The organism is Rhodoflexus sp., from assembly GCF_053489755.1.
Genome location: NZ_JBRCHD010000014.1, coordinates 104,744 through 124,493, shown reverse-complemented (window position 1 = coordinate 124,493; position 19,750 = coordinate 104,744). Strand labels below are relative to the sequence as shown.

Below are 19,750 nucleotides of genomic sequence, written 5' to 3'. Positions count from 1 at the left end.
GAGTTAGAGCAGTATTTTGACCGCGAAATCAACCAGTTAGCCGAAATTGAAGGCATGAGCCGCGAGGCGATGATAGAAAAAATCCGCTGGTGGTACAACGGCTATTTGTGGGGCGGCAAAGAAACGGTTTACAACCCTTTTTCTGTCCTTAGCCTGATGCAGAAGAGCGAGTTTGGCAACTACTGGTTTGCTACCGGCACGCCAACTTTTTTGGTCAAGAAACTGCGCGAAAAGTTTACTTACAATCTGGAAGAAATCAGCGCTGATGAAGGCATTTTATCTAACCTGCTGATTGAAAATATCAGCGAAACGGCACTGTTGTTCCAAACAGGCTACCTGACCATCAAAGAGCGCGACATGGGTACTTTTATTCTACGCTACCCTAATCAGGAAGTAAAGGATTCCTTGTTGCAGTTCATGCTCAGGGATTTAAGCGGTCAGGAATCTGTTCATCCGATTGTGCGCAACATGGTGCGCTACCTGCGCGCTCGTCAATTTGATGATTTTCAAGATGCACTCAATACGCTGTTGGCAAACATTCCCTACGAGCAATTCATGGAACGCTACGAGGCGTTTTACCACGCGATATTCTTCATGGCCTTCTCATTGATGCAGACTTACACGCAAACCGAAGTGCAGACTGCCAAAGGCAGGATTGACGTGGTAGTTCACACGCCTGAGGCTTTTTTTGTGATAGAGTTCAAAGTAAACGGCGGCGCGGCAGAGGCAATCGCTCAAATCAAAACCAAAGGCTACTACCAAAAATATTTACATCAAAGCAAGGAAGTCGTACTCATCGGTTTGGGCTGTGCGGACAAGGAAGTAAAGGAAGTATTTGTGGAATACATTTAAAACGCGATGTTTAAAAAAGAGGTCAAAAAGCAAATCACAGACATTACTAATCGTTGGTTGGAGCAGGTGATTATCGGCTTGAATTTATGCCCTTTCGCTAAAGCGCCCTATGTTGAAAATAAGGTGCGACTGGCTATTACGGATGCTGCCAATATGCGCACGCTGACCGATGCTTTTATGGCAGAAATCAGGTATTTGGATACAAATGCAGCGAAGGAAACAACGCTGTTGATTGCTCCTGCAGTTGGCAATGTGAATGAGTTTCACGCGGTCTTTATGGAGTGCGAGCGCATGCTTTTACAAAAAAAACTGACAGATTTATATCAAATTGTGTCATTCCATCCACTGGCGCGTATGGCGGGCTACGCTCCCGAGTCGCCACTTAATCTGGTGATGATGGCACCTTATCCGATGATTCATATTTTACGAACCGAATCGGTTGAAAAGCTGGGCGCTAAAATGCGAACAGACGTACAGCAAACCAATTCTGCACGTCTGTCCCAAATGAGTTCTGCTGAGTTTGCGCAACTCTGGCGGGGTATATTGCAGTCTTAATAGCCCGAAGCCTTGCCATCGGAGCGGGTGTAGTCGGCTGCTCCTTCGTATTTGCCGTCGGGGCGCACCATAATGGCATCTACTTTGCAAAGCGAGCCTACCTCTAAGAGGACATGCCCTTTGGCTTCTAATTGTTTTTTGACCTCATCGGAAATAGCGCCTTTTTCTATGAGCACCTGATCGGGTAGCCACTGGTGGTGGAAACGCTTGGCATTAACTGCTTCCTGCAAGGTCATGCCATGTTCAAGCACGTTGAGGATAACCTGATAAACGCCGGTGATGATAGTAGAACCGCCGGGAGTGCCGACGATGAGGTACAATTTGCCATTTTTTTCTACAATAGTTGGGGTCATGGAGCTCAGCATTCGCTTGTTAGGAGCAATGGCATTGGCCTCGCCGCCCACCAGCCCAAATTGATTGGGTACGCCCGGTTTGATGCTGAAGTCGTCCATTTCGTTGTTCAAAAAGAAACCTGCGCCTTTGACCATGACTTTGCAACCGTAGTAGCCATTGACGGTTGTTGTCAGCGCAACAGCATTTCCATCCTTATCAGCAACAGAGAAATGCGTTGTCTCAATGCTCTCTATTCTGTCCACTTTGCCTTCTTTAATTTCGTTAGAAGGGGTTTTGCGTTCCATGCTGATAGTGGCGTTGCGCGAGCGGTTGTATTGTGGATTGAGTAGCATTTCGGTAGGTACTTTGTAGAAATCGGGGTCGCCGAGGTGCGTGGCGCGGTCGGCATAGACGCGGCGTTCCAACTCGGTCATTACGTGTATGGTCTGCGCCGAGTTGTGCCCCCACTTGGCAAAGGGGTAATCTGCGCTACCCTGCATGAGTTGTAGCAAGGCGATGCCTCCGCTGGAAGGCGGCGGCATGGAAATAATGCGGTATTTTTTCTTGTAATTGCTCACAACGGGCGCACGCCAAACAGCGCGGTAATTGGCTAAATCTTCGTGGGTAATGAGTCCTTTGCCCGCCTGCATTTCTGCCACAATCAGGTCGGCGGTTTTGCCTTTGTAGAAGCCGTCGTTGCCATTGTCGCGGATCCGTTCTAAGGCTTCGGCGAGTTCGGGGTGATAGATGGTGTCGCCTTGTTGCCATTCGCGGTCTTTTCGCACCACGTGAACAGGGTAGAGATTGGCAGCTTCAAAATCGGCTTTCATGCGGTTGAAATTGGCTGCAGCGATTTGCGTGAGTACGTGTCCCTTGCGGGCTACGTCAATAGCCGGTTGTACGAGGTCTTTCCAAGGGAGCGAGCCTGATTTTTGGTGCATGGCAACCATGCCGGCAACTGCACCAGGTACGCCTGCCGCCAGATGCCCTCTGATGCTCAGGTTTTTGATAGGTTCGCCTTTTTCATCCAGATACATATCGCGATGAGCAGCTGCGGGCGCTTTTTCGCGGAAGTCTAAGGCGGCTACTTCGCCGTTTTTGTAGCGGCAGACGGCAAAACCTCCACCGCCGATATTACCTGCTTCAGGAAAAACTACTGCCAGCGCAAAGAAAGTGGCAATGGCTGCATCGGTCGCGTTGCCGCCTTTTTTTAGGATTTCCAGCCCGATATCGGAGGCGATCGGGTGCGTGGAAACGACCATACCATTGCTGCCAATTGTTCCTTCAACGCGCTGTGTTGCAGGGTGTTGCTTACAGGAAAAAATCAGCCAAACAGCAATCAGCAACAGGTATCGGCTGTGAAAAAGTAAACTTCTCATGTGCAAAATTTTAAACAGGTTCGGCTATAACAAAGATAACATTTCTACTCGGCGAAGGCAAAGGATTGAAAGTCAGGCGAACATTTTGCCCGTTGCTTCGCAGGCTGTTTGCCTGATGAAACTCACCTTGTTGGGCATGGCTCTGTCCTTTAAGAAAAGGTTCTGTGAAAATGTCATCAAATGTAGCTTTTTTATCCGATGTAATACCCAGAAAATCAGCAGTCGGTTGCGGACAGGCACTGAGTTGCTTGCTCTGGCGGTCAAATGCGAACAGGTATTTTCCTGTCGCTTGTCCGAGCATTTTTTGCAAAAAATCTAACTGCGTTTTGAGTACTTCCTCTTGTTGTTTACGAGCGGTGATGTCGTTTTGAATCGCAATGAAATTAGTTATTTCGCCCTTTTTATTGCGGATAGGCGTAATGTCTAGGCTCAACCAGTATTCGTTTTTATCTCTGCTGTAGTTGAGGATTTCCTCATGGAAAGGTTCGCCTTTTTGCAGCGCTTCGCGAATGCGGGCAATGGTTGCAGGATTAGTTTTGGGACCCTGTAGCAGTTGTCCGGGCTTTTTGTTGATTACCTCATTGATGGTGTAGCCTGTTATACGCGTAAAACTTTCATTGACCCATTGGGTATAGCCTTCCGCATCGGTGATGATAACAGCAGCGCCTACTTTGCTTGCTACCAGCGATAGTTGCTGGATTTGCTGTTCCATTTGCTTGGCATGGGTAATGTCCTGAATAGTGCCAAACAAACGGATGGTATTTTGGTAGAGGCGGATGGGTTTACAAGTGAAGCGCACCCATTTGCGGATACCACGAATAGGGATGGTTTGCAACTCAACATCAAAGGGTTCGCCTTTTTCGATAGCGCTGTCTAATACTTGTGTGAGATGCGTTTTGGCTTCTGCCTCAAAGTAATTGAGCCAACTTTCCCGCGAGGGTGCAAAGGAAGGTGCTGCATCGAAGATGTGGTAGGTTTCTTCCGTCCAGATATAGTGGCGGGTAACAGCATCGTACTCCCAGCCGCCTACACCTGTGCCTTCCTGCGTCTGTTCTAAAAGGTTGCGGTATTTTTTACTTTCCGTAATGTCGCGCACTAAGGTAAGTACAAATCGCTTGTCGTCTGCATCTGTGATACAAGACTTATTTTTGAAAGCATCTACTACCGTTCCGTTGCGGTGAAGCAACTTGTATTCGCCGCTTACTTTATTGCCTTCTAAGCAGAACCTGTGGCGTTCGTTGGCTTCTTTTCGGTTTTCGGGGGGTATAATGATAGTAAAATGCTGTCCGATAAGTTCATAGTTGTTATAGCCGAGCATCTGGCAAAGCCCGGGATTGACGCTGACAAATCGCCCTTGGGCATCGGTGATAGTAATTCCAATATCTGTCGTTTCAAATACGGCAGATATCATACGCTCGTTGTGGAGTTGCTTCTTTTGTGCGTGGCGTTCTAAGGTTACATCCAGTAGCGAAAGCGATACAACATTAATTTGCCCATTATCAGACTCTGCGGGGCTGTACTGGTAGCGATACCAGAGTTCGCGCTGCTGCTGAGGTGAGAATACGCGGCGCTCTCCGGATACATCTTCGCCCTTGAGCGCACGCGAGAAGTCCTTCTGAAACTCTTCCAGTTCGGTGGGGAGGAGATACTCCATGATATTTGCATTGGCGCGGATTTCCTTGCCTACCGTATTTTTTACCATCTCAACGGCGGGTTTGTTGAATGCAATAATGCGGTAGTTTTTATCTATCAGCATCGAAATCTGTAGGCTGTTATTGAGCAGCGCACGAATATTTTTTTCAGATTCGCGCAGTTGTTTTTCCTGCATCTCGAGGGCTTCGTTGGTGCTGCGCAGTTCAGCATAGGCAATCTGCATCTCCTCATTGGTAGATTGCAACTCTTCATTGGTTGTTTCTAATTCTTCATTGCCCGACTGTAGCTCCTCGTTTGCCGATTGTAGCTCTTCATTGAGCGCCTGCAACTCTTCGTTGCTTGTTTCCAATTCTTCGATGAAAGATTGTAGCTGCTCTTTGGTAGCTATTAGTTCTTGCTCAAGTTCTACAATGCGTTCGTTTTCGTTAAAATCCGCTGCTTTTTCGGGTACTATCACAGCTATTTTTTCAGGGTCTTGCTGCTCAAAAATGACCATGAAAAGCTCTTCGTGATGGCGCGAGTGAATCAACGGTTTGATGACAACGCGTACGAGAAAATCTTTATCGAAAAAACTAATTTTTCGAATAGGTGAAGAAATGGGGATGCGGTCCTTAACAGCTCTTGCAATATGTGTACGAAGATCTAACTGCAACTCCGGTTGTGCCATCTTGATGATATTAGCTGCCATTGTGCCTTGTTGCAGGCTTAGGAACAGACGCACGTCGCCGTGTACCTCCAAGATGTCCATATTGCTGTTGATCACCACGTAAGGATAGTCGAAGGTGTTATAGATCGTTTCTTTGACCATTTCCCTGATAGAAAGCGTAGGCAGGTCTTGCACCTCGACTGGTACAGTAGTTTTTAGGCGCGTAGCAAAAGGTGAAAAGCGCAGGCTGTGGATGCTGGTAGTATTTTTTCGCTGAAAGATTTTGTTGCGCCCATCTACGGTAGCAAACAGGTCTGAAAACTGCCCGATATTTTCCGATTTTCCCAAAAACAAGTAACCATTGGGGTTCAGCGCATAGTGGAACAGCGGCAGCACATGTTTTTGCAGCGCTGTACTGAAATAGATCAATAGGTTTCGGCAACTGATCAGATCCAGTTTGACAAATGGCGGGTTGTTAGTAACGTCGTGTTTGGAAAACAGTACCATCGAGCGGATGCGCTTAGTTAGCCTGTATTCGTTTCCCTCACGTACAAAAAAGGTATCAATGATAGGCTGTTCAACATGAATCATTGATTGTTCGCCGTAGCTGCCCCTTCGCGCATGAGCAATGGCGCGGTCGTCTATGTCTGTTGCAAAAATTTGTATGTTGTAGTTAGTGATTTTGTTACCCAGCATTTTGGCAAGCAGGATAGCAATAGAATAAGGTTCTTCGCCGCTTGCGCAGCCCGGTACCCAGATTCTAATACTTTCTCCCAAGCTTTTAGATGAGATTATTTTCCCCAGATATTTCTCTAATTCTGCAAAGGCTTCTGTATCGCGAAAGAAGTTTGTAACACCAATCAGGATCATTTTGAAAAGTGTTTCAATCTCTTCCGGGTGCGACTCTATGTAGCTCAGGTAGTCGTCTATGTTTACTAATTTGAGCATATCTAAGCGCTTTTCTAAGCGCCTAAGGATAGTCGTGGGTTTGTACAGCGAAAAGTCAGTACCTGTTTTTTTGGACAGCAGTTTAAATATCTGCTGTAGGCTGTCTGTCTTGATTTCAGGTAGGCGAACGGTGATTGCAGAAGGACGCTGTAAGTTTTCAGGATCTTCAGTGTAGTTAAGTAGTTCTTCACCGATTTTGTCGGGGGTGAGAATCACATCTACTTGTCCTGTTTCTATGGCAGCCATAGGCATTCCGTCGTATTTGGCTGTCTGTGGATCTTGCACAATCGTGTATCCGCCCAACGACTTGATCCTTTTCATTCCTTTAGCACCGTCCGAACCTGTACCCGACAGGATGACCCCAATGGCAAACTGGCGGCGGTCTTCGGCAAGCGAAAGAAAGAAATTGTCTATAGAGGGTTTGGGCCCTACCGAAAGAATGGGTTTGCTCAGATGCAGGATGCGCTGCTCAATCGCTATTTCGCTATCCGGCGGGGTGATATAGACCTTGCCCGCCTCTACGGGGATACCATTTTTGATTTCTACAACGTCCCATGTGGTATGCTTGCGCAGCAGTTGCACCAGCATACTTTTGTAAGTGGGACTCAAGTGCTGCACAACAATAATGGCAAGATTAGTTGTCGCCTGTGTAGGAAGATGCGAAAGTAATTCTGAAATAGCCTCCAAACCACCCGCCGAGGCGCCGATACCGGCAATGAACAGCGGGTCATTTGTTATAAGAGAATCATTTTGCTGCTTTTCGGACAAAGTTGTTGTACGCTTCTTGGACATAACCGGAAAATTGAGGGCGCGACCCGCTTTTCAGGCGCATATTTAATACCTTTGTAAAATAAGAAATTAAAAAGTCATTATGCAATTTAACATTAAGTCGGTTCTTGTTGCAAGTATGCTCGCAACCGTATCTTATGCTGCCGAGCTTCGTGCAGAACGAATTATCTCACCAACCCTTTTGTTCTTCTATCAGGATACCCTGCAAAAAGCGCCTAAGAACTGGTTCAATATGGATCGCGACGAAGACGGTATCATGGGCGTAAGTACCGAAAAAGCCTATGCAGAACTGCTGAAAGGTCGCACATCTAAAACCGTTGTCGTTGCCATCATAGACTCCGGAGTAGATGTAGAACACGAAGACCTGAAGGGAAACATTTGGACAAACCCTAAAGAAATACCGGGCAACGGTATAGACGACGACAATAACGGCTACATAGACGACATACACGGCTGGAATTTTCTGGGTGGTAAAGATGGCAAAAACGTGCATCAAGATACCTACGAGCTGACCCGCATTTACAAGAAACTAAAAGCACGTTTCGACGGTAAAACTGAAAATGACATCAGTGCCGCAGAAAAAGCAGACTACAAATACTATCAAGAAGTCCAAACCAAATTCAACGAAAAATTGTCTGAGATGCGTTCCGGCATGGAACAATTCTCCATTTTCAGCGAAATGTACCGCAAAAGCGTTCGCCTGCTCAAGGCCTATGCCGATACAGACGAACTAAGCCCTGAAACGGTACAAGACATCGAAAGCAAGGATGAGCGCATTATGGCTGCTAAAAGTATTTTTATGCAAGCCGCTATCTTCGACTTAGATGAAGAGCGCTTAGCAGAAGCCGAAGAATACTACAGCAACGGCGTAAAATACGGCTACAATCTTGATTTCGATCCTCGCCCGATCGTAGGGGATAACTACGACGATAAAACCGAGCGTTTCTATGGCAACAACGACGTGAAAGGTCCTGATGCCGGACATGGCACGCACGTAGCAGGCATTGTAGCGGCTGTTCGCAACAACAACCTCGGCATAGACGGCATTGCAACCGATGTGAAGATTATGGCAATTCGTGCCGTTCCCGACGGCGACGAGCGCGACAAAGACGTAGCCAACGCAATCCGCTATGCAGTAGACAACGGCGCACAAATTGTTAATATGAGTTTCGGCAAGCAGTACACTACCGACAAAGCAGTTGTAGATGCAGCTATTCGCTATGCCGAAGAGCGCGGGGTATTGCTCATCCACGCAGCCGGCAACGAATCCATGAATACTGATAAAACCAACTTCTATCCGCAGCGCAACTACGACAACGGCAAAAAAGCAGCTAACTGGTTAGACATCGGTGCGCTTTCATGGCGCGGCGGCGAAATGGCAGTTGCAGAGTTTTCCAACTATGGAAAAAATACAGTAGATGTATTCGCGCCCGGTGTAGATATCCTCTCCACCATGCCCGATCAGGGGTATAAAGTGCAAAGTGGAACTAGCATGGCATCGCCCGTAGCTGCCGGCGTAGCAGCACTCGTGTTGTCGTATTTTCCACATCTGACCGCCGTACAGTTGCGCGAAGTTCTGATGAAAAGTGCCGTAAAAATGGATCAGCAAGTAAAAGTACCCGGCAGCGATGAAACAGCAAAATTCAGCAGTTTATCCATTACCGGTGGTGTGGTAAATGCTTACAAAGCAATTCAGGAGGCAGCTAAAATCAAAGTTCCCAAGAAGTAGCCCTCTGCCCGTTGGTCATTATTTGTAAATGAGCAACGCACTGATTAATTTTGCAATCAACTTAAGAAGTTCTTCTATAGGGGGGTATTTGTCCCCCTATTCTTTTTTGAGCATATGGAGTTGCAGGAAAAGATTGCCCAATACGTTGAATCATTGCTGGAGGAGGGTTACTTCCTTGTGGAAGTTATTTTCAATGATAAAGGCGGCGGGCGACCGCGCCTGACCGTCCTGCTCGACGGCGACAAGGGAATCAACATAGATCAATGTGCAAGTGTCAGCCGCCGTTTGGCTGCATGGTTAGAAGAGCAGGACTTGATTAAGACAGCCTATTTGTTAGAGGTGTCTTCTCCCGGCATAGGGCAGCCTCTGAAGCTGCTTAGACAATACTATGCCAACATTGGGCGCACCCTGAAAGTAGAGACAGTTGCAGGGATTACGCACAAAGGCAGATTAGAACAAGTAGCTGAAGACGCGCTCGTGTTAGCTCCTTTACCTGTCAAAAAGCCCAAAAAGGCTAAGGCTGCCGAACCGGAACAACCCGTTCAGATTCCCTTCGCTCATATCAGCAAGGCAGTAGTAGAAATTTCTTTTGATTAAATAAAAATTAGCGATACAAAAATGGAGACCGGATTATTGATAGAGTCATTCAAGGAGTTTGCTAGTCAAAAATCCATTGATCGGCCTACGATGGTGCGCATTCTGGAAGATGTTTTTCGTACCATGATTCGGAAAAAATATCTTTCCGATGAGAACTTTGATGTGATTGTCAATATTGATAAGGGCGATTTAGAAATCCTGCACTACCGCGAGGTAGTAGCTGACGATGCACCTGAATACGATGAAAACAGGCAGATCAGACTTAGCGATGCGCGCAAAATAGACGAAGATTTTTCTGTAGGCGAAGAGGTTGCAGAAAATATTAAGATAGAAGATTTCGGCAGACGTATTGTGCAGACCGCCCGCCAGACGCTCATCCAAAAGATTAAAGACCTTGAAAAAGACAACCTGTTCAATAAGTACAAGGTACTTGTAGGTCAGATTGTTACTTGCGAGGTTTATCAGGTGCTGGGTCGTGAGGTTATCCTACGCGATGCACAGGGCAACGAACTTGTACTGCCCCGTGCCGAGCAGATCCAGAAAGATCGTTTCCGCAAAGGCGAACCTGTTCGCGCCATCGTACACCGCGTAGAGATGGTCAACGGCAACCCGCGCATCATCCTGTCGCGCACATCGCCAATCTTTCTGGAGCGCCTGTTCGAGCAGGAAGTTCCCGAGGTTTACGACGGCATCATTACCATTCGCAAAACTGTTCGCGAACCGGGCGAGCGCGCCAAAGTAGCCGTAGAATCCTACGACGATCGCATAGATCCGGTAGGTGCCTGCGTTGGTATGAAAGGTTCGCGTATCCACAGCATTGTCCGCGAACTTTGCAATGAAAATATTGACGTAATCAATTACACCGATAATATCGAACTCTTTATTCAGCGTGCCCTCAGTCCTGCGAAAATATCCAGTATTAAAATTGATGAGGAAAACTCCCGTGCGGCAGTGTTCCTCAAACGCGATCAGGTATCCCTTGCTATCGGTAAAGGCGGTCAGAATATCAAGCTCGCAAGTAAATTAGTGGGCTTGGAAATAGACGTATTCCGCGAACTGACCGACGCAGACGAGGAGGAAGAAGATGTAGAATTGACAGAATTCGCCGACGTACTGGACGAGTGGGTAATCGAAGAATTCACCAAGATAGGTTTGGATACAGCCCGCAGTGTATTAAGTATGAGCCGCGACTACCTCGTGAAGAAAACCGAACTGGAAGAAGAAACAGTGGATTTTGTGTTGGAAGTACTCAGAAAGGAGTTTGAATAGCACTTAACCAGTTTTTATATGTCTCTTTCCTGATTTTTGAATTTTTTACCAGCTAAATCTGTTACTCTTACAACCGCTTTTTTGAAGGGGTGTTAAAAAAAGCTAATTTTGTAGCACTTTGATAACTACAGACCACGACAGAGGTTACTCACGAATTATTTATGACAGAAAGTAAAACATATAGGCTTGGGCAAGTAGCCCGTAATTTTGGTGTAACTACCACTATGCTTGTTGATTTTTTGGCAGGCAAAGGGGTAAAAGTGGATAACAATCCAAATACTAAGATTACGGCAGAACAATATGCAATGGCCGAAAAAGAATTTGCTGCATCGGCAGCAGTGAAGAAAGAAGCCTCCAATTTGCATATTGGCAAGTCGTATAGTGAAAATATTGTCATTAGTTCTGAGCATCAAACCGACCACCGTAAAGATGATGAAGAATACGAGGAAAATGTAATTAGTATCAAGACTTCGTCTTATGTACCACATGCTAAACCTAAGAAGGAAACAGCAACAGAAAAACAGCCCGAAAAGACAACACCCGAAAAAATTTCCTCTAAGCCAAGCGGTTTGAAGATCTTGGGTAAAATAGACTTGGCTACTAAAAAAACAGTACCTGTTGCCGAAGAAAAGCAGGTAGTTACTGAGTCGCAGCCGCTTGTTGAAAAGTCTGCTACCTCAAAGCCCAAACCCGAACAGCCTGTAGCAGAAGTAGTCAAGCCACAGATAGAGCCTGCCGTTAAACAAGAATCTGCCGTTGCCAAAGTACAACAGGAAACTAAACCGGATCTTAAAAAAGAGCCTATTGTAAGCAATCCTACTCCAATCGTTGAGCAACCCAAAGTGGAAGTTATTGAAGAGAAGCCTAAGCTACAGTCAGAGCAGCCTGTAGTAGCTACTGACGTGCCGGTAGCTGACGGTTTGGCAGGCAAAAGCGTGATCCGTGCAGAAGCAGAGAAACTACAAGGACTAAAGGTACTCGGTAAAATAGAACTGCCGCTCGACAAGGACAAGAAAAAGCCCAAGCCGATCGCTTCTTCCGACGAGAAAGACAAAAACAAGCGCAAACGCAAGCGTATCAAAAACAACACCGGCAATCCTGTGAAGCCTGATGCACCTGCGGCAGGTTCGCAGCAAAAAACGGGAGGACGGCAGCAGCAAAGCGGCAATCGTTCCAATACCAATCAGCGTCCTTTGCATGGCAAAAAGGGCAGCATTGAAAAAGCTGCACCAATGAAGGAAGAGATTTCTGAGAAGGAGGTGCAGGAAAATATCAAAAATACGCTGGCAAGACTCACAGGCACCAACACACGTCAGCAGATTATCAAAAAGCAGATTAAGCGCGACAAGCGCCAAGCCAGCGCTCGTAGGCACGAAGAGCAAATAGGACAAGAGAAGAGCAACGTATTGCAGGTAACAGAGTTTATTTCTGCCAACGACCTTGCCAATTTGATGGGCGTTTCAGTCAATCAGATTATTGCCAAATGTCTCTCCTTTGGTATGTTCGTAGCAATTAACCAGCGTCTGGATGCTGAGGCAATTACAATTATTGCCGATGAGTTTGGCTTTGATGTGGAGTTTATTTCTGCCGAACAGGAAATTGCTGCCGAGCAGGAGCAAGAAGAAGATGAGAGTGCTTTGCTACCACGTGCGCCTATCGTTACCATCATGGGGCATGTTGACCACGGTAAAACCTCATTACTGGACTACATTCGCAAGTCTAAAGTTGTCGAGGGCGAGGCAGGTGGTATTACGCAGCATATTGGTGCATACGACGTAATAACCAAGAGCGGCAAACGCATTGCTTTCCTTGATACTCCCGGCCATGAAGCCTTTACTGCCATGCGTGCAAGGGGAGCAAAACTTACCGACGTGGCTATTATTGTAATAGCTGCCGACGACGACGTAATGCCACAAACCAAAGAAGCGATCAACCACGCACAGGCAGCAGGTGTACCGATTGTTTTTGCGATCAATAAGATAGACAAGCCCGAAGCCAGACCTGAAAAAATCAAGGAATCGCTAGCCAAGCTCAACTTCTTGGTAGAAGACTGGGGCGGAAAGTACCAAAGTCAAGAAATATCTGCCAAAAAAGGCATTGGTGTAGATGAACTATTAGAGCGCGTACTGCTCGAAGCCGAAATGCTCGATTTGAAGGCCAATCCTAATAAACTTGCCGTAGGTACAGTAATCGAAGCCTCCCTTGACAAGGGTAAAGGCTATGTGGCAACCGTCATGATCCAGTCCGGTACACTGCGCAAAGGCGATGTAATCTTAGCCGGCGCTCACTACGGACGCGTGAAAGCACTAATGGATCATCGCGGTAAAATCCTCAAAGAGGCAGGGCCTTCTACTCCTGTACAAGTCTTGGGTTTGAACGGTGCACCACAGGCAGGTGATAAGTTCAATGCAATGGAGTCGGAGCGAGAGGCAAAAGAAATTGCTACCAAACGCGAGCAGATCCTGCGCGAACAAAGCATCCGAGCTACTAAGCGTACAACGCTGAGCGACTTGGGTCGTCGTATTGCATTAGGCAACTTCAAACAGCTCAATATTATTGTAAAAGGCGATGTGGACGGCTCAGTAGAGGCGCTTGCAGATTCATTGTTGAAACTATCTAACGAGGAAATCGAAGTTAATATCATTAGCAAAGGCGTAGGTCAGATTTCCGAGTCCGATGTGTTACTCGCTGCTGCTTCCGATGCGATTATCATCGGCTTTCAGGTACGCCCTTCGGTAAATGCTCGCAAGATGGCGGAAAAAGAGCAGGTAGAAATACGCCTGTACTCTATCATCTATACAGCCATTAACGAAGTGAAAGATGCGATGGAGGGGCTGTTGGCACCAACCATCGAGGAGGTTATCTTGGGTAATGCAGAAGTGCTACAGGTGTTCAAAATACCTAAAGTTGGCAATATTGCAGGTTGCCGTGTAACAGAGGGACAGATCAAACGGAATTCGCGCGTGCGCGTTATCCGCGATGGTATTGTTGTGTATGGAGGCGAGAAAGGTATCGGCGAACTTGCCTCGCTGCGCCGCGAGAAAGAGGATGTGAGTGAAGTGAAATCCGGCTACGAGTGCGGTATCGGCATCAAAAACTTCAACGATATTAGGCCAGGCGACATCATAGAAGCCTACGAAGAACGCGAAATCAAACGCAAGTTGGTTTAGCAACGAACGGTTTTGTACAAATAGACGATCTTGCTTGCAGTAAGAAGCAGAATTACTTTTTGAGCAGGAAAATCATTCGGTCGCTTTCCTGCGTATAATGATTGAGATTATAGTCGCCCCACAGTTGGATCAATTCCAGCCCGGCAGCCTTGAAATAGCGCATAAAATCAGCATACCCAATTGCCATGAGTCGTTCCTGAAAGTGAAATGCGCGGTTTTGATCAGTGAAGCGAATATCTTTGATGATAAATCGGTTTTCAAGACGCTTGCTGATTTCAAATCGAATATTGTCTATTTCCTTGTACTCTATTGGCTTGAGTTGAGCAATAACTTTTGCTGTATTCATGAAGTCAATCACCATGCGCCCGCCTTTTTGCAGATTATCAGCTGCTGCTTTCAGTGTTTGCAAGTTTTCTGCATCCGTTTCAAAATAGCCAAAACTGGTAAATAAATTTACCAGCAATGTAAAATACTCTTTGCGGAATACATGCCGCTTATCGTGCCTGAAAAATTGCAGCCGCTCGTTGGCAAACTGTTGCGCGTAGCGAATATTCTTCTCGGCGAGATCTACTCCTATAACATCAAAGCCTTTCTGGTTGAAATAAATCGAATGCCTGCCTTTTCCGCAGGCGAGGTCTAAAATTTTATCTGTCGTATTAATTTGCAGCTTATGGCAAAGATTGTCAATCAATAGTCGAGCTTCGCTGTCGTCGCGGTGTTTGTACAGGATATGATAATAGGGCGAATTAAACCACTCGTCAAACCATTCGCTATCCGATAGATCCATTATGTGTGTGGTTGAATGTGAAAATCTTCCTGCAAAGATATTACAGTCTAATGCTATCTTAGTTGCCGATTGTCTGCTAAATTTGCCTGTAGTGATGCACACATCACAGCAAAAATGTATGCGAATTTCTGCAATAGTGGCAGTTGCCGATAACGGCGTGATCGGTTATAAGGGGGAATTGCCATGGCATCTGCCTGCTGACCTGCAATATTTCAAGCGTTTGACTACAGGACACCATATCCTGATGGGGCGTAAAACTTTCCAGTCTATCGGCAGGCCGCTTCCCGGGCGCACCTCACTGGTAGTTTCGCGGACTCCCGGTTTAGTACTTGCCGGTGCGCAAACCTTTACGCATATACAAGATGCTATTTGGGAGGCGCAGCGCCGCGGCGAGGAAGAGCTTTTTATTATTGGTGGGGCAGAGATATTTGCCGCTGCCATGCCTTTCCTACATCGTCTCTACCTGACAGAGGTGCATGCCACTGTGCAAGGCGATGTGTACATGCCGCCAATAGGAGAAGATTGGGTAGAAATGCAGAGAGAATCGCGTCCGGCAGACGCAAAAAACACTTATCCTTATACCTTTGTTACATTAGTACGCAATTTCAGCTGATATGGAAAATCGGACGTTACAAATACCCTTAATGGCAGATCTGGCTGCGCGAGGCAAAACCCCCGAAGTATTATTTTGGGTAGGCTGTGCAGGCTCTTTTGATGATCGTTACAAGCGCGTTACACGGGCAATGGTGAAAATTCTTAACAAGGTAAACATCAGTTTTGCCGTTTTAGGAACAGAAGAGTCTTGTACGGGCGACCCTGCCAAACGTGCAGGCAACGAGTTCCTTTTTCAAATGCAGGCACTGAGCAACATTCAGGTAATGAATGGCTACGGCATTAAAAAAGTAGTAACTGCCTGTCCGCATTGTTTCAATACGATCAAGAACGAGTATCCTTCGCTGGGTGGTAATTACGAAGTTATCCACCACTCGGAGTTTTTGCAGCAGCTGATCAATCAGGGCAAAATCCGCATGAAAGAAGGTGGCGATTTCAAAGGTAAAAAAATCACTTACCACGATTCCTGCTACCTAGGACGTGCCAACGACATTTACGAAGCGCCTCGGCAGGTGTTGGAGGCTTTAGACGCCGAACTGGTAGAGATGAAACGCAGCCGCAGCAAAGGTCTGTGCTGCGGTGCCGGCGGTGCGCAGATGTTCAAGGAAGCAGAAAAAGGCAAAAAAGAAGTCAATATCGAACGGATAGAAGAAGCGCTCAATACAGGCGCAGAGGTAATTGCAGCGGCTTGTCCTTTCTGCATCACGATGATGAGCGACGGGGTAAAAAATAAGAATCGCGAAGCAGATGTTCGCGTACTCGACCTCGCCGAGTTGATAGAAGCAGGCCTATGAGTAACTTCAGCGACAGCAATCCGGTTGTTTGGGTACATCTTTGGTTGTGCGTACAAGCCCCTGTTTTACCAAAAAAAGATAAACTTCTTGTCCGTTAACCATAGATGTGTCGTATTTGACGGTCAGTTGTCGGGTTTGCGGCTGAAAATCTATCCAATAAACTCCTTTCTCTTTAGTGAGGCTGTCCCGAATCATCTGAATGCAGGGTGCGCAGTCAGTAACAAGTTTAATATTGCGCTCTTCCAACTTAATGCAGGCGCCCAGCAAGAGTACACTAGCCAATGCGAGCCAGTGAAATCGGGAAAAAAATTGAAACAAACCCTCGTTGCTTGTCGGTAAAAACTTGGTCATAGAGCATTGATCCTTTACAAGACAAATATTGTCTTTTTTGGCGGGAAGTTGCTGTTAAAGCTATAAATTTGCTTATTACACAAGCATTTTTTAACTCATGAAATTTGGCGTAGTAGTATTTCCCGGTTCGAATTGCGACGATGACATGGTTTTTGCGCTCGGTCAGGTGCTGGGGCAGCCCACAGTAAAATTATGGCACAAATCGCACGATCTTGAGGACTGTGATTGTATTGTTTTGCCCGGTGGTTTTTCCTATGGCGACTATCTGCGTTCAGGCGCTATTGCAAGGTTTTCGCCAATTATGAGCGAGGTAATTGCACATGCCAACAGAGGTGGTTATGTGATAGGTATTTGCAACGGCTTCCAAATCCTGACCGAGTCGGGCTTGCTTCCGGGCGCTTTATTGCGCAACACCAACCGCCAATACATTTGCAAAAATGTTTATCTCAGACCAATGACGGGTAATTCCCTGCTCACACAAGGGCTAGACCTGAACAGAGTCTACCAAATTCCTATTGCACACGGCGAGGGGCGCTATTACGCTCCTGCCGAGTTGCTCGAACAGCTCCAAGCCAACGAGCAGATATTATTTAAATACTGCGACCACACAGGTGCCGTTACCGAAGCAGCCAATCCGAACGGTTCACTTGAGAACATTGCAGGCATTTGCAACGCAACACGTAACATATTTGGCATGATGCCACATCCCGAGCGCGCCTGTCACCCCATGTTGGGCAATACAGATGGCTATGCGCTGCTCCAGTCCATGATTGAAAAGATATTGATATGAAGTTAAATCAGCCCGATGAGTTCCAGCAGCTCATTCGTAGTGGCGAATCGCTTACACTGGAATTTAAACAAACCGCCTCAAATCCTGAGAAAATAGCCAAAACTTTGGTAGCTTTCGCCAATACATTGGGCGGAGTGTTGGTGATTGGCATAAGCGATCAGAAAGAGGTAATTGGGATAGACCCCGAAGAGGAGAAATTTTCCTTGCAGCAGGCAGCCCTTAGCCACTGTCTGCCACCTATACATATTACCTATACAGAGGTAGAACTCGAGGAGAAAACGGTGCTTTTAGCAGAAGTAGCAGCAGACTCAACACCTCATTACTACACTAAAGGGGGAACAACAGGGCAGCAATTTTACATGCGTAGCGGTAGTAGAAATCAACTGATTATGAAGGACAGATAGGTCATATACGTATTTTTCGATGGGGAGTTGCGCAAAAATTGTAAGATAAAATTTGGACAAAGGTTTTTTTCTTGATTTATTTGCCTCCAAGTGATAGAGGCCGCGTGTCCTTTAAGATAAAAATCAGAGGAGAGATGGCCGAGTGGTTTAAGGCGCTCGCCTGGAAAGCGGGTATACCCCAAAAGGGTATCGGGGGTTCGAATCCCCCTCTCTCCACAATCCATGCCGAAAGCTGGCAAGGATTAGGCAACATCAATTCAATTTGTTAATATTCAAAATTAAAGACCGAAAAATTGTTTGCTTTTATGAAAAACCTGTTCAAACACTTGTTTATCACGCTTGCCGTGGTGTTTTCATGTACATTTGTCGCGGTGGCGCAGAATGAGGAAGAGCCCGTAACAACAGGATCAGATTCGTCGGTTACGGCCCCCGCGGTTGAAGAAGCCCCAGCTGCAATCGAAGAAATAGCGCCTCCCGCAGAAGAGCAGTCTTTTCACCAAGTACTGAAACAAAAATTCATTGAAGGTGATCCTTCTTGGATGACTCCGGTATTACTCTGCCTGATCATTGGTCTGGCAATCAGTTTGGAGCGCGTGATTACATTGAATCTTGCCACTACTAATACAGAAAAGCTGCTGAGCGATGTTGAAAAAGCATTGAGTAGCGGCGGTATTGAAGCTGCACGTAAAGTTACAGCAGCTACCAAAGGCCCTGTAGCTTCTATTTTCACGCAAGGACTGCTGCGTGCCGGCGAAGGTGTGGAAATGGTAGAAAAATCAGTAGTAGCTTATGGTTCTGTAGAAATGAGCCGTTTGGAAAGAGGTCTGGTTTGGATTTCGCTTTTCATCGCACTTGCACCTATGTTGGGTTTCTTGGGTACGGTAGTTGGTATGATCGGTGCCTTCGATGCGATCGAAGCAGCCGGTGATATTTCCCCTTCACTCGTGGCAGGTGGTATCAAGGTGGCTCTTTTGACTACGGTAGCAGGTCTGATTGTAGCTATTATCCTCCAAATTTTGTATAATTACTGTGTATCTAAAATTGATGCTATCGTGGGTCAAATGGAAGATGCTTCAATCGCCCTTGTTGATACCATTGTGAAATATCAGCAAGGCAAATTAGCATAGTCCGCTTGAAAAATTATTGTTGTTGTAACTTAAACCACAGATAGATTGTTATGGAAGATTATGGATGGGTGGGCGGAGCGCTCTACGTTATGTACATTTTGCTCTTCATTGCTGTAGCAGCGGCTGTTATACTGCCTATTATCAAGTCATTAAGTCAGCCTAAAACGCTGATTCGTTCAGGTATTGGCATTGGGATTCTTTTATTGCTGTTTTTTGTTTGCTATGTAGTAGCTGATGATACAGTACTTAAAAATAAAGCATACGAAGGCATAAGTGAAAATACATCTAAGATGATCGGTGCCAGTTTGTTGATGTTGTACACAATGTTCATCGCTGCCATAGTTGCCGTAGTTTATTCGGAAGTGAGTAAGTTTTTTAAATAATCTGTTGCTATGAAGAAAAAATCAAGGTCAGCACCCGAGATCAATGCAAGTTCGATGGCAGATATCGCCTTTTTGCTGCTGATCTTCTTCCTTGTAACTACTACCATCGCATCTGATAAAGGCTTGTCTATCTTGTTGCCGCCTAAAAACGACCAACAGTTAGACATCAAGATGAAAGAAAGAAACATCTTCAAAGTCTTTATCAACTCTAACAACCAGTTGCTGGTAGAAGAGCAGTTGATGTCAGTAAATCAGGTAAAAGAAGCAGCTAAGAAGTTCATCAGCAATAACGGTCGCGATCCGAAGTCTTCTGAAAGCCCACAGGCAGCTGTTGTTTCGCTGAAAACTGACCGCGGTACAAAGTACGAAGTCTATATTGCAGTGATGGATGAGTTGAAGAAAGCTTACAACGAATTGCGTGCAGCTTATATGGGAATTACTATTAACGAGTATCTGGAAATAGAGAATGACCCTAAGAAGCAAAATGCTAAGTTTGAAGAAGCTAAAAAGGCAATTCCTTACCAGCTTTCTGAGGCAGAACCTACTAATGCAGGTGGTAATTGATAGATCAGTCGTAATTAT

At 46.1% G+C, this 19,750-nt stretch carries 17 protein-coding genes and 1 tRNA gene; 14 read left to right on the top strand and 4 right to left on the bottom strand.

Features of this window, described 5'->3' with window-relative positions:
• Together ACWIP2_RS03325 and ACWIP2_RS03320 are read left to right on the top strand one after the other, a co-directional pair.
• Positions 1-852 (top strand): PD-(D/E)XK nuclease domain-containing protein (locus tag ACWIP2_RS03325; RefSeq protein WP_448518479.1); only part of this gene is annotated, 852 nt, incomplete at its 5' end.
• Positions 853-858: 6 nt separating this feature from the next.
• Positions 859-1,407: a DUF1415 family protein gene (locus ACWIP2_RS03320; RefSeq protein WP_448518478.1), complete on the top strand. Its 549-nt coding sequence runs from the start codon at positions 859-861 to the stop codon at positions 1,405-1,407.
• Here the strand turns inward: ACWIP2_RS03320 and ggt are convergent.
• Both ggt and ACWIP2_RS03310 read right to left on the bottom strand, forming a co-directional pair.
• On the bottom strand, positions 1,404-3,119 hold the full coding sequence (gene ggt / locus ACWIP2_RS03315) for a gamma-glutamyltransferase (protein WP_448518477.1): 1,716 nt from the start codon (positions 3,117-3,119) through the stop codon (positions 1,404-1,406). The two genes, ACWIP2_RS03320 and ggt, sit on opposite strands and share 4 nt — an antisense overlap.
• A 10-nt stretch (positions 3,120-3,129) precedes the next feature.
• Positions 3,130-7,158 (bottom strand): chemotaxis protein CheB, encoded by a 4,029-nt coding sequence (locus tag ACWIP2_RS03310; protein WP_448518476.1) that lies wholly within the window; start codon positions 7,156-7,158, stop codon positions 3,130-3,132.
• A 79-nt stretch (positions 7,159-7,237) separates the two neighbouring features.
• On the opposite strand from ACWIP2_RS03310, the gene ACWIP2_RS03305 reads away from it, so the two are divergent.
• The 4 genes from ACWIP2_RS03305 (at position 7,238) to infB (ending at position 13,920) form a co-directional block, all read left to right on the top strand.
• The gene (locus tag ACWIP2_RS03305) at positions 7,238-8,884 is read left to right on the top strand and encodes a S8 family peptidase (protein ID WP_448518475.1); all 1,647 of its coding nucleotides are present in this window, start codon (positions 7,238-7,240) and stop codon (positions 8,882-8,884) included.
• Positions 8,885-8,998: 114 nt separating this feature from the next.
• Positions 8,999-9,481: a ribosome maturation factor RimP gene (locus ACWIP2_RS03300; protein WP_448518474.1), complete on the top strand. Its 483-nt coding sequence runs from the start codon at positions 8,999-9,001 to the stop codon at positions 9,479-9,481.
• 21 nt (positions 9,482-9,502) lie between these two features.
• Positions 9,503-10,750, top strand: coding sequence for a transcription termination factor NusA (nusA, locus tag ACWIP2_RS03295; protein WP_448518473.1), 1,248 nt, complete (start codon positions 9,503-9,505; stop codon positions 10,748-10,750).
• Between the two features lie 224 nt (positions 10,751-10,974).
• Positions 10,975-13,920 (top strand): translation initiation factor IF-2, encoded by a 2,946-nt coding sequence (infB, locus tag ACWIP2_RS03290; RefSeq protein ID WP_448518472.1) that lies wholly within the window; start codon positions 10,975-10,977, stop codon positions 13,918-13,920.
• A gap of 52 nt (positions 13,921-13,972) precedes the next feature.
• Here infB and ACWIP2_RS03285 read toward each other — a convergent pair whose 3' ends face one another.
• On the bottom strand, positions 13,973-14,707 hold the full coding sequence (locus ACWIP2_RS03285; protein WP_448518471.1) for an SAM-dependent methyltransferase: 735 nt from the start codon (positions 14,705-14,707) through the stop codon (positions 13,973-13,975).
• A gap of 118 nt (positions 14,708-14,825) precedes the next feature.
• Between ACWIP2_RS03285 and ACWIP2_RS03280 the strand changes: the two genes are divergently transcribed.
• Together ACWIP2_RS03280 and ACWIP2_RS03275 are read left to right on the top strand one after the other, a co-directional pair.
• On the top strand, positions 14,826-15,320 hold the full coding sequence (locus ACWIP2_RS03280) for a dihydrofolate reductase (RefSeq protein WP_448518470.1): 495 nt from the start codon (positions 14,826-14,828) through the stop codon (positions 15,318-15,320).
• 1 nt (position 15,321) lies between these two features.
• A complete protein-coding gene (locus tag ACWIP2_RS03275; RefSeq protein ID WP_448518469.1) occupies positions 15,322-16,113 on the top strand; it encodes a (Fe-S)-binding protein in 792 nt (263 codons plus the stop codon).
• 6 nt (positions 16,114-16,119) lie between these two features.
• Here the strand turns inward: ACWIP2_RS03275 and ACWIP2_RS03270 are convergent, their stop codons facing one another.
• Positions 16,120-16,464: a heavy-metal-associated domain-containing protein gene (locus ACWIP2_RS03270; protein WP_448518468.1), complete on the bottom strand. Its 345-nt coding sequence runs from the start codon at positions 16,462-16,464 to the stop codon at positions 16,120-16,122.
• A gap of 97 nt (positions 16,465-16,561) precedes the next feature.
• On the opposite strand from ACWIP2_RS03270, the gene purQ reads away from it, so the two are divergent.
• The 6 genes from purQ to ACWIP2_RS03240 all read left to right on the top strand — a co-directional run bounded on the left by purQ (position 16,562) and on the right by ACWIP2_RS03240 (position 19,732).
• Positions 16,562-17,254, top strand: a complete 693-nt coding sequence (purQ, locus tag ACWIP2_RS03265; RefSeq protein WP_448518467.1) for a phosphoribosylformylglycinamidine synthase I — start codon at positions 16,562-16,564, stop codon at positions 17,252-17,254.
• Complete coding sequence (locus ACWIP2_RS03260; RefSeq protein ID WP_448518466.1) at positions 17,251-17,658, top strand: AlbA family DNA-binding domain-containing protein; 408 nt, start codon at positions 17,251-17,253, stop codon at positions 17,656-17,658. Before purQ ends, ACWIP2_RS03260 begins: the two co-directional genes overlap by 4 nt.
• A 128-nt stretch (positions 17,659-17,786) precedes the next feature.
• Positions 17,787-17,874 (top strand) — tRNA-Ser (locus tag ACWIP2_RS03255).
• An 89-nt stretch (positions 17,875-17,963) separates the two neighbouring features.
• Positions 17,964-18,785 (top strand): MotA/TolQ/ExbB proton channel family protein, encoded by an 822-nt coding sequence (locus tag ACWIP2_RS03250; protein ID WP_448518465.1) that lies wholly within the window; start codon positions 17,964-17,966, stop codon positions 18,783-18,785.
• Positions 18,786-18,835: 50 nt separating this feature from the next.
• The gene (locus ACWIP2_RS03245; RefSeq protein WP_448518464.1) at positions 18,836-19,168 is read left to right on the top strand and encodes a hypothetical protein; all 333 of its coding nucleotides are present in this window, start codon (positions 18,836-18,838) and stop codon (positions 19,166-19,168) included.
• Between the two features lie 9 nt (positions 19,169-19,177).
• On the top strand, positions 19,178-19,732 hold the full coding sequence (locus ACWIP2_RS03240; protein ID WP_448518463.1) for an ExbD/TolR family protein: 555 nt from the start codon (positions 19,178-19,180) through the stop codon (positions 19,730-19,732).
• The last annotated feature ends 18 nt before the right edge of the window (positions 19,733-19,750 follow it).

What these genes read in the sequence shown, in the direction of transcription:
- ACWIP2_RS03285 (WP_448518471.1), bottom strand. Translation starts at nt 14,707, where the DNA reads ATGGATCTATCGGATAGCGAATGGTTTGACGAGTGGTTTAATTCGCCC.
- ACWIP2_RS03250 (WP_448518465.1), top strand. Translation starts at nt 17,964, where the DNA reads ATGAAAAACCTGTTCAAACACTTGTTTATCACGCTTGCCGTGGTGTTT.
- ACWIP2_RS03260 (WP_448518466.1), top strand. Translation starts at nt 17,251, where the DNA reads ATGAAGTTAAATCAGCCCGATGAGTTCCAGCAGCTCATTCGTAGTGGC.
- ACWIP2_RS03270 (WP_448518468.1), bottom strand. Translation starts at nt 16,464, where the DNA reads ATGACCAAGTTTTTACCGACAAGCAACGAGGGTTTGTTTCAATTTTTT.
- infB (WP_448518472.1), top strand. Translation starts at nt 10,975, where the DNA reads ATGCTTGTTGATTTTTTGGCAGGCAAAGGGGTAAAAGTGGATAACAAT.
- ggt (WP_448518477.1), bottom strand. Translation starts at nt 3,119, where the DNA reads ATGAGAAGTTTACTTTTTCACAGCCGATACCTGTTGCTGATTGCTGTT.
- ACWIP2_RS03310 (WP_448518476.1), bottom strand. Translation starts at nt 7,158, where the DNA reads ATGTCCAAGAAGCGTACAACAACTTTGTCCGAAAAGCAGCAAAATGAT.
- ACWIP2_RS03280 (WP_448518470.1), top strand. Translation starts at nt 14,826, where the DNA reads ATGCGAATTTCTGCAATAGTGGCAGTTGCCGATAACGGCGTGATCGGT.
- ACWIP2_RS03300 (WP_448518474.1), top strand. Translation starts at nt 8,999, where the DNA reads ATGGAGTTGCAGGAAAAGATTGCCCAATACGTTGAATCATTGCTGGAG.
- ACWIP2_RS03305 (WP_448518475.1), top strand. Translation starts at nt 7,238, where the DNA reads ATGCAATTTAACATTAAGTCGGTTCTTGTTGCAAGTATGCTCGCAACC.
- ACWIP2_RS03275 (WP_448518469.1), top strand. Translation starts at nt 15,322, where the DNA reads ATGGAAAATCGGACGTTACAAATACCCTTAATGGCAGATCTGGCTGCG.
- ACWIP2_RS03240 (WP_448518463.1), top strand. Translation starts at nt 19,178, where the DNA reads ATGAAGAAAAAATCAAGGTCAGCACCCGAGATCAATGCAAGTTCGATG.
- nusA (WP_448518473.1), top strand. Translation starts at nt 9,503, where the DNA reads ATGGAGACCGGATTATTGATAGAGTCATTCAAGGAGTTTGCTAGTCAA.
- ACWIP2_RS03320 (WP_448518478.1), top strand. Translation starts at nt 859, where the DNA reads ATGTTTAAAAAAGAGGTCAAAAAGCAAATCACAGACATTACTAATCGT.
- purQ (WP_448518467.1), top strand. Translation starts at nt 16,562, where the DNA reads ATGAAATTTGGCGTAGTAGTATTTCCCGGTTCGAATTGCGACGATGAC.
- ACWIP2_RS03245 (WP_448518464.1), top strand. Translation starts at nt 18,836, where the DNA reads ATGGAAGATTATGGATGGGTGGGCGGAGCGCTCTACGTTATGTACATT.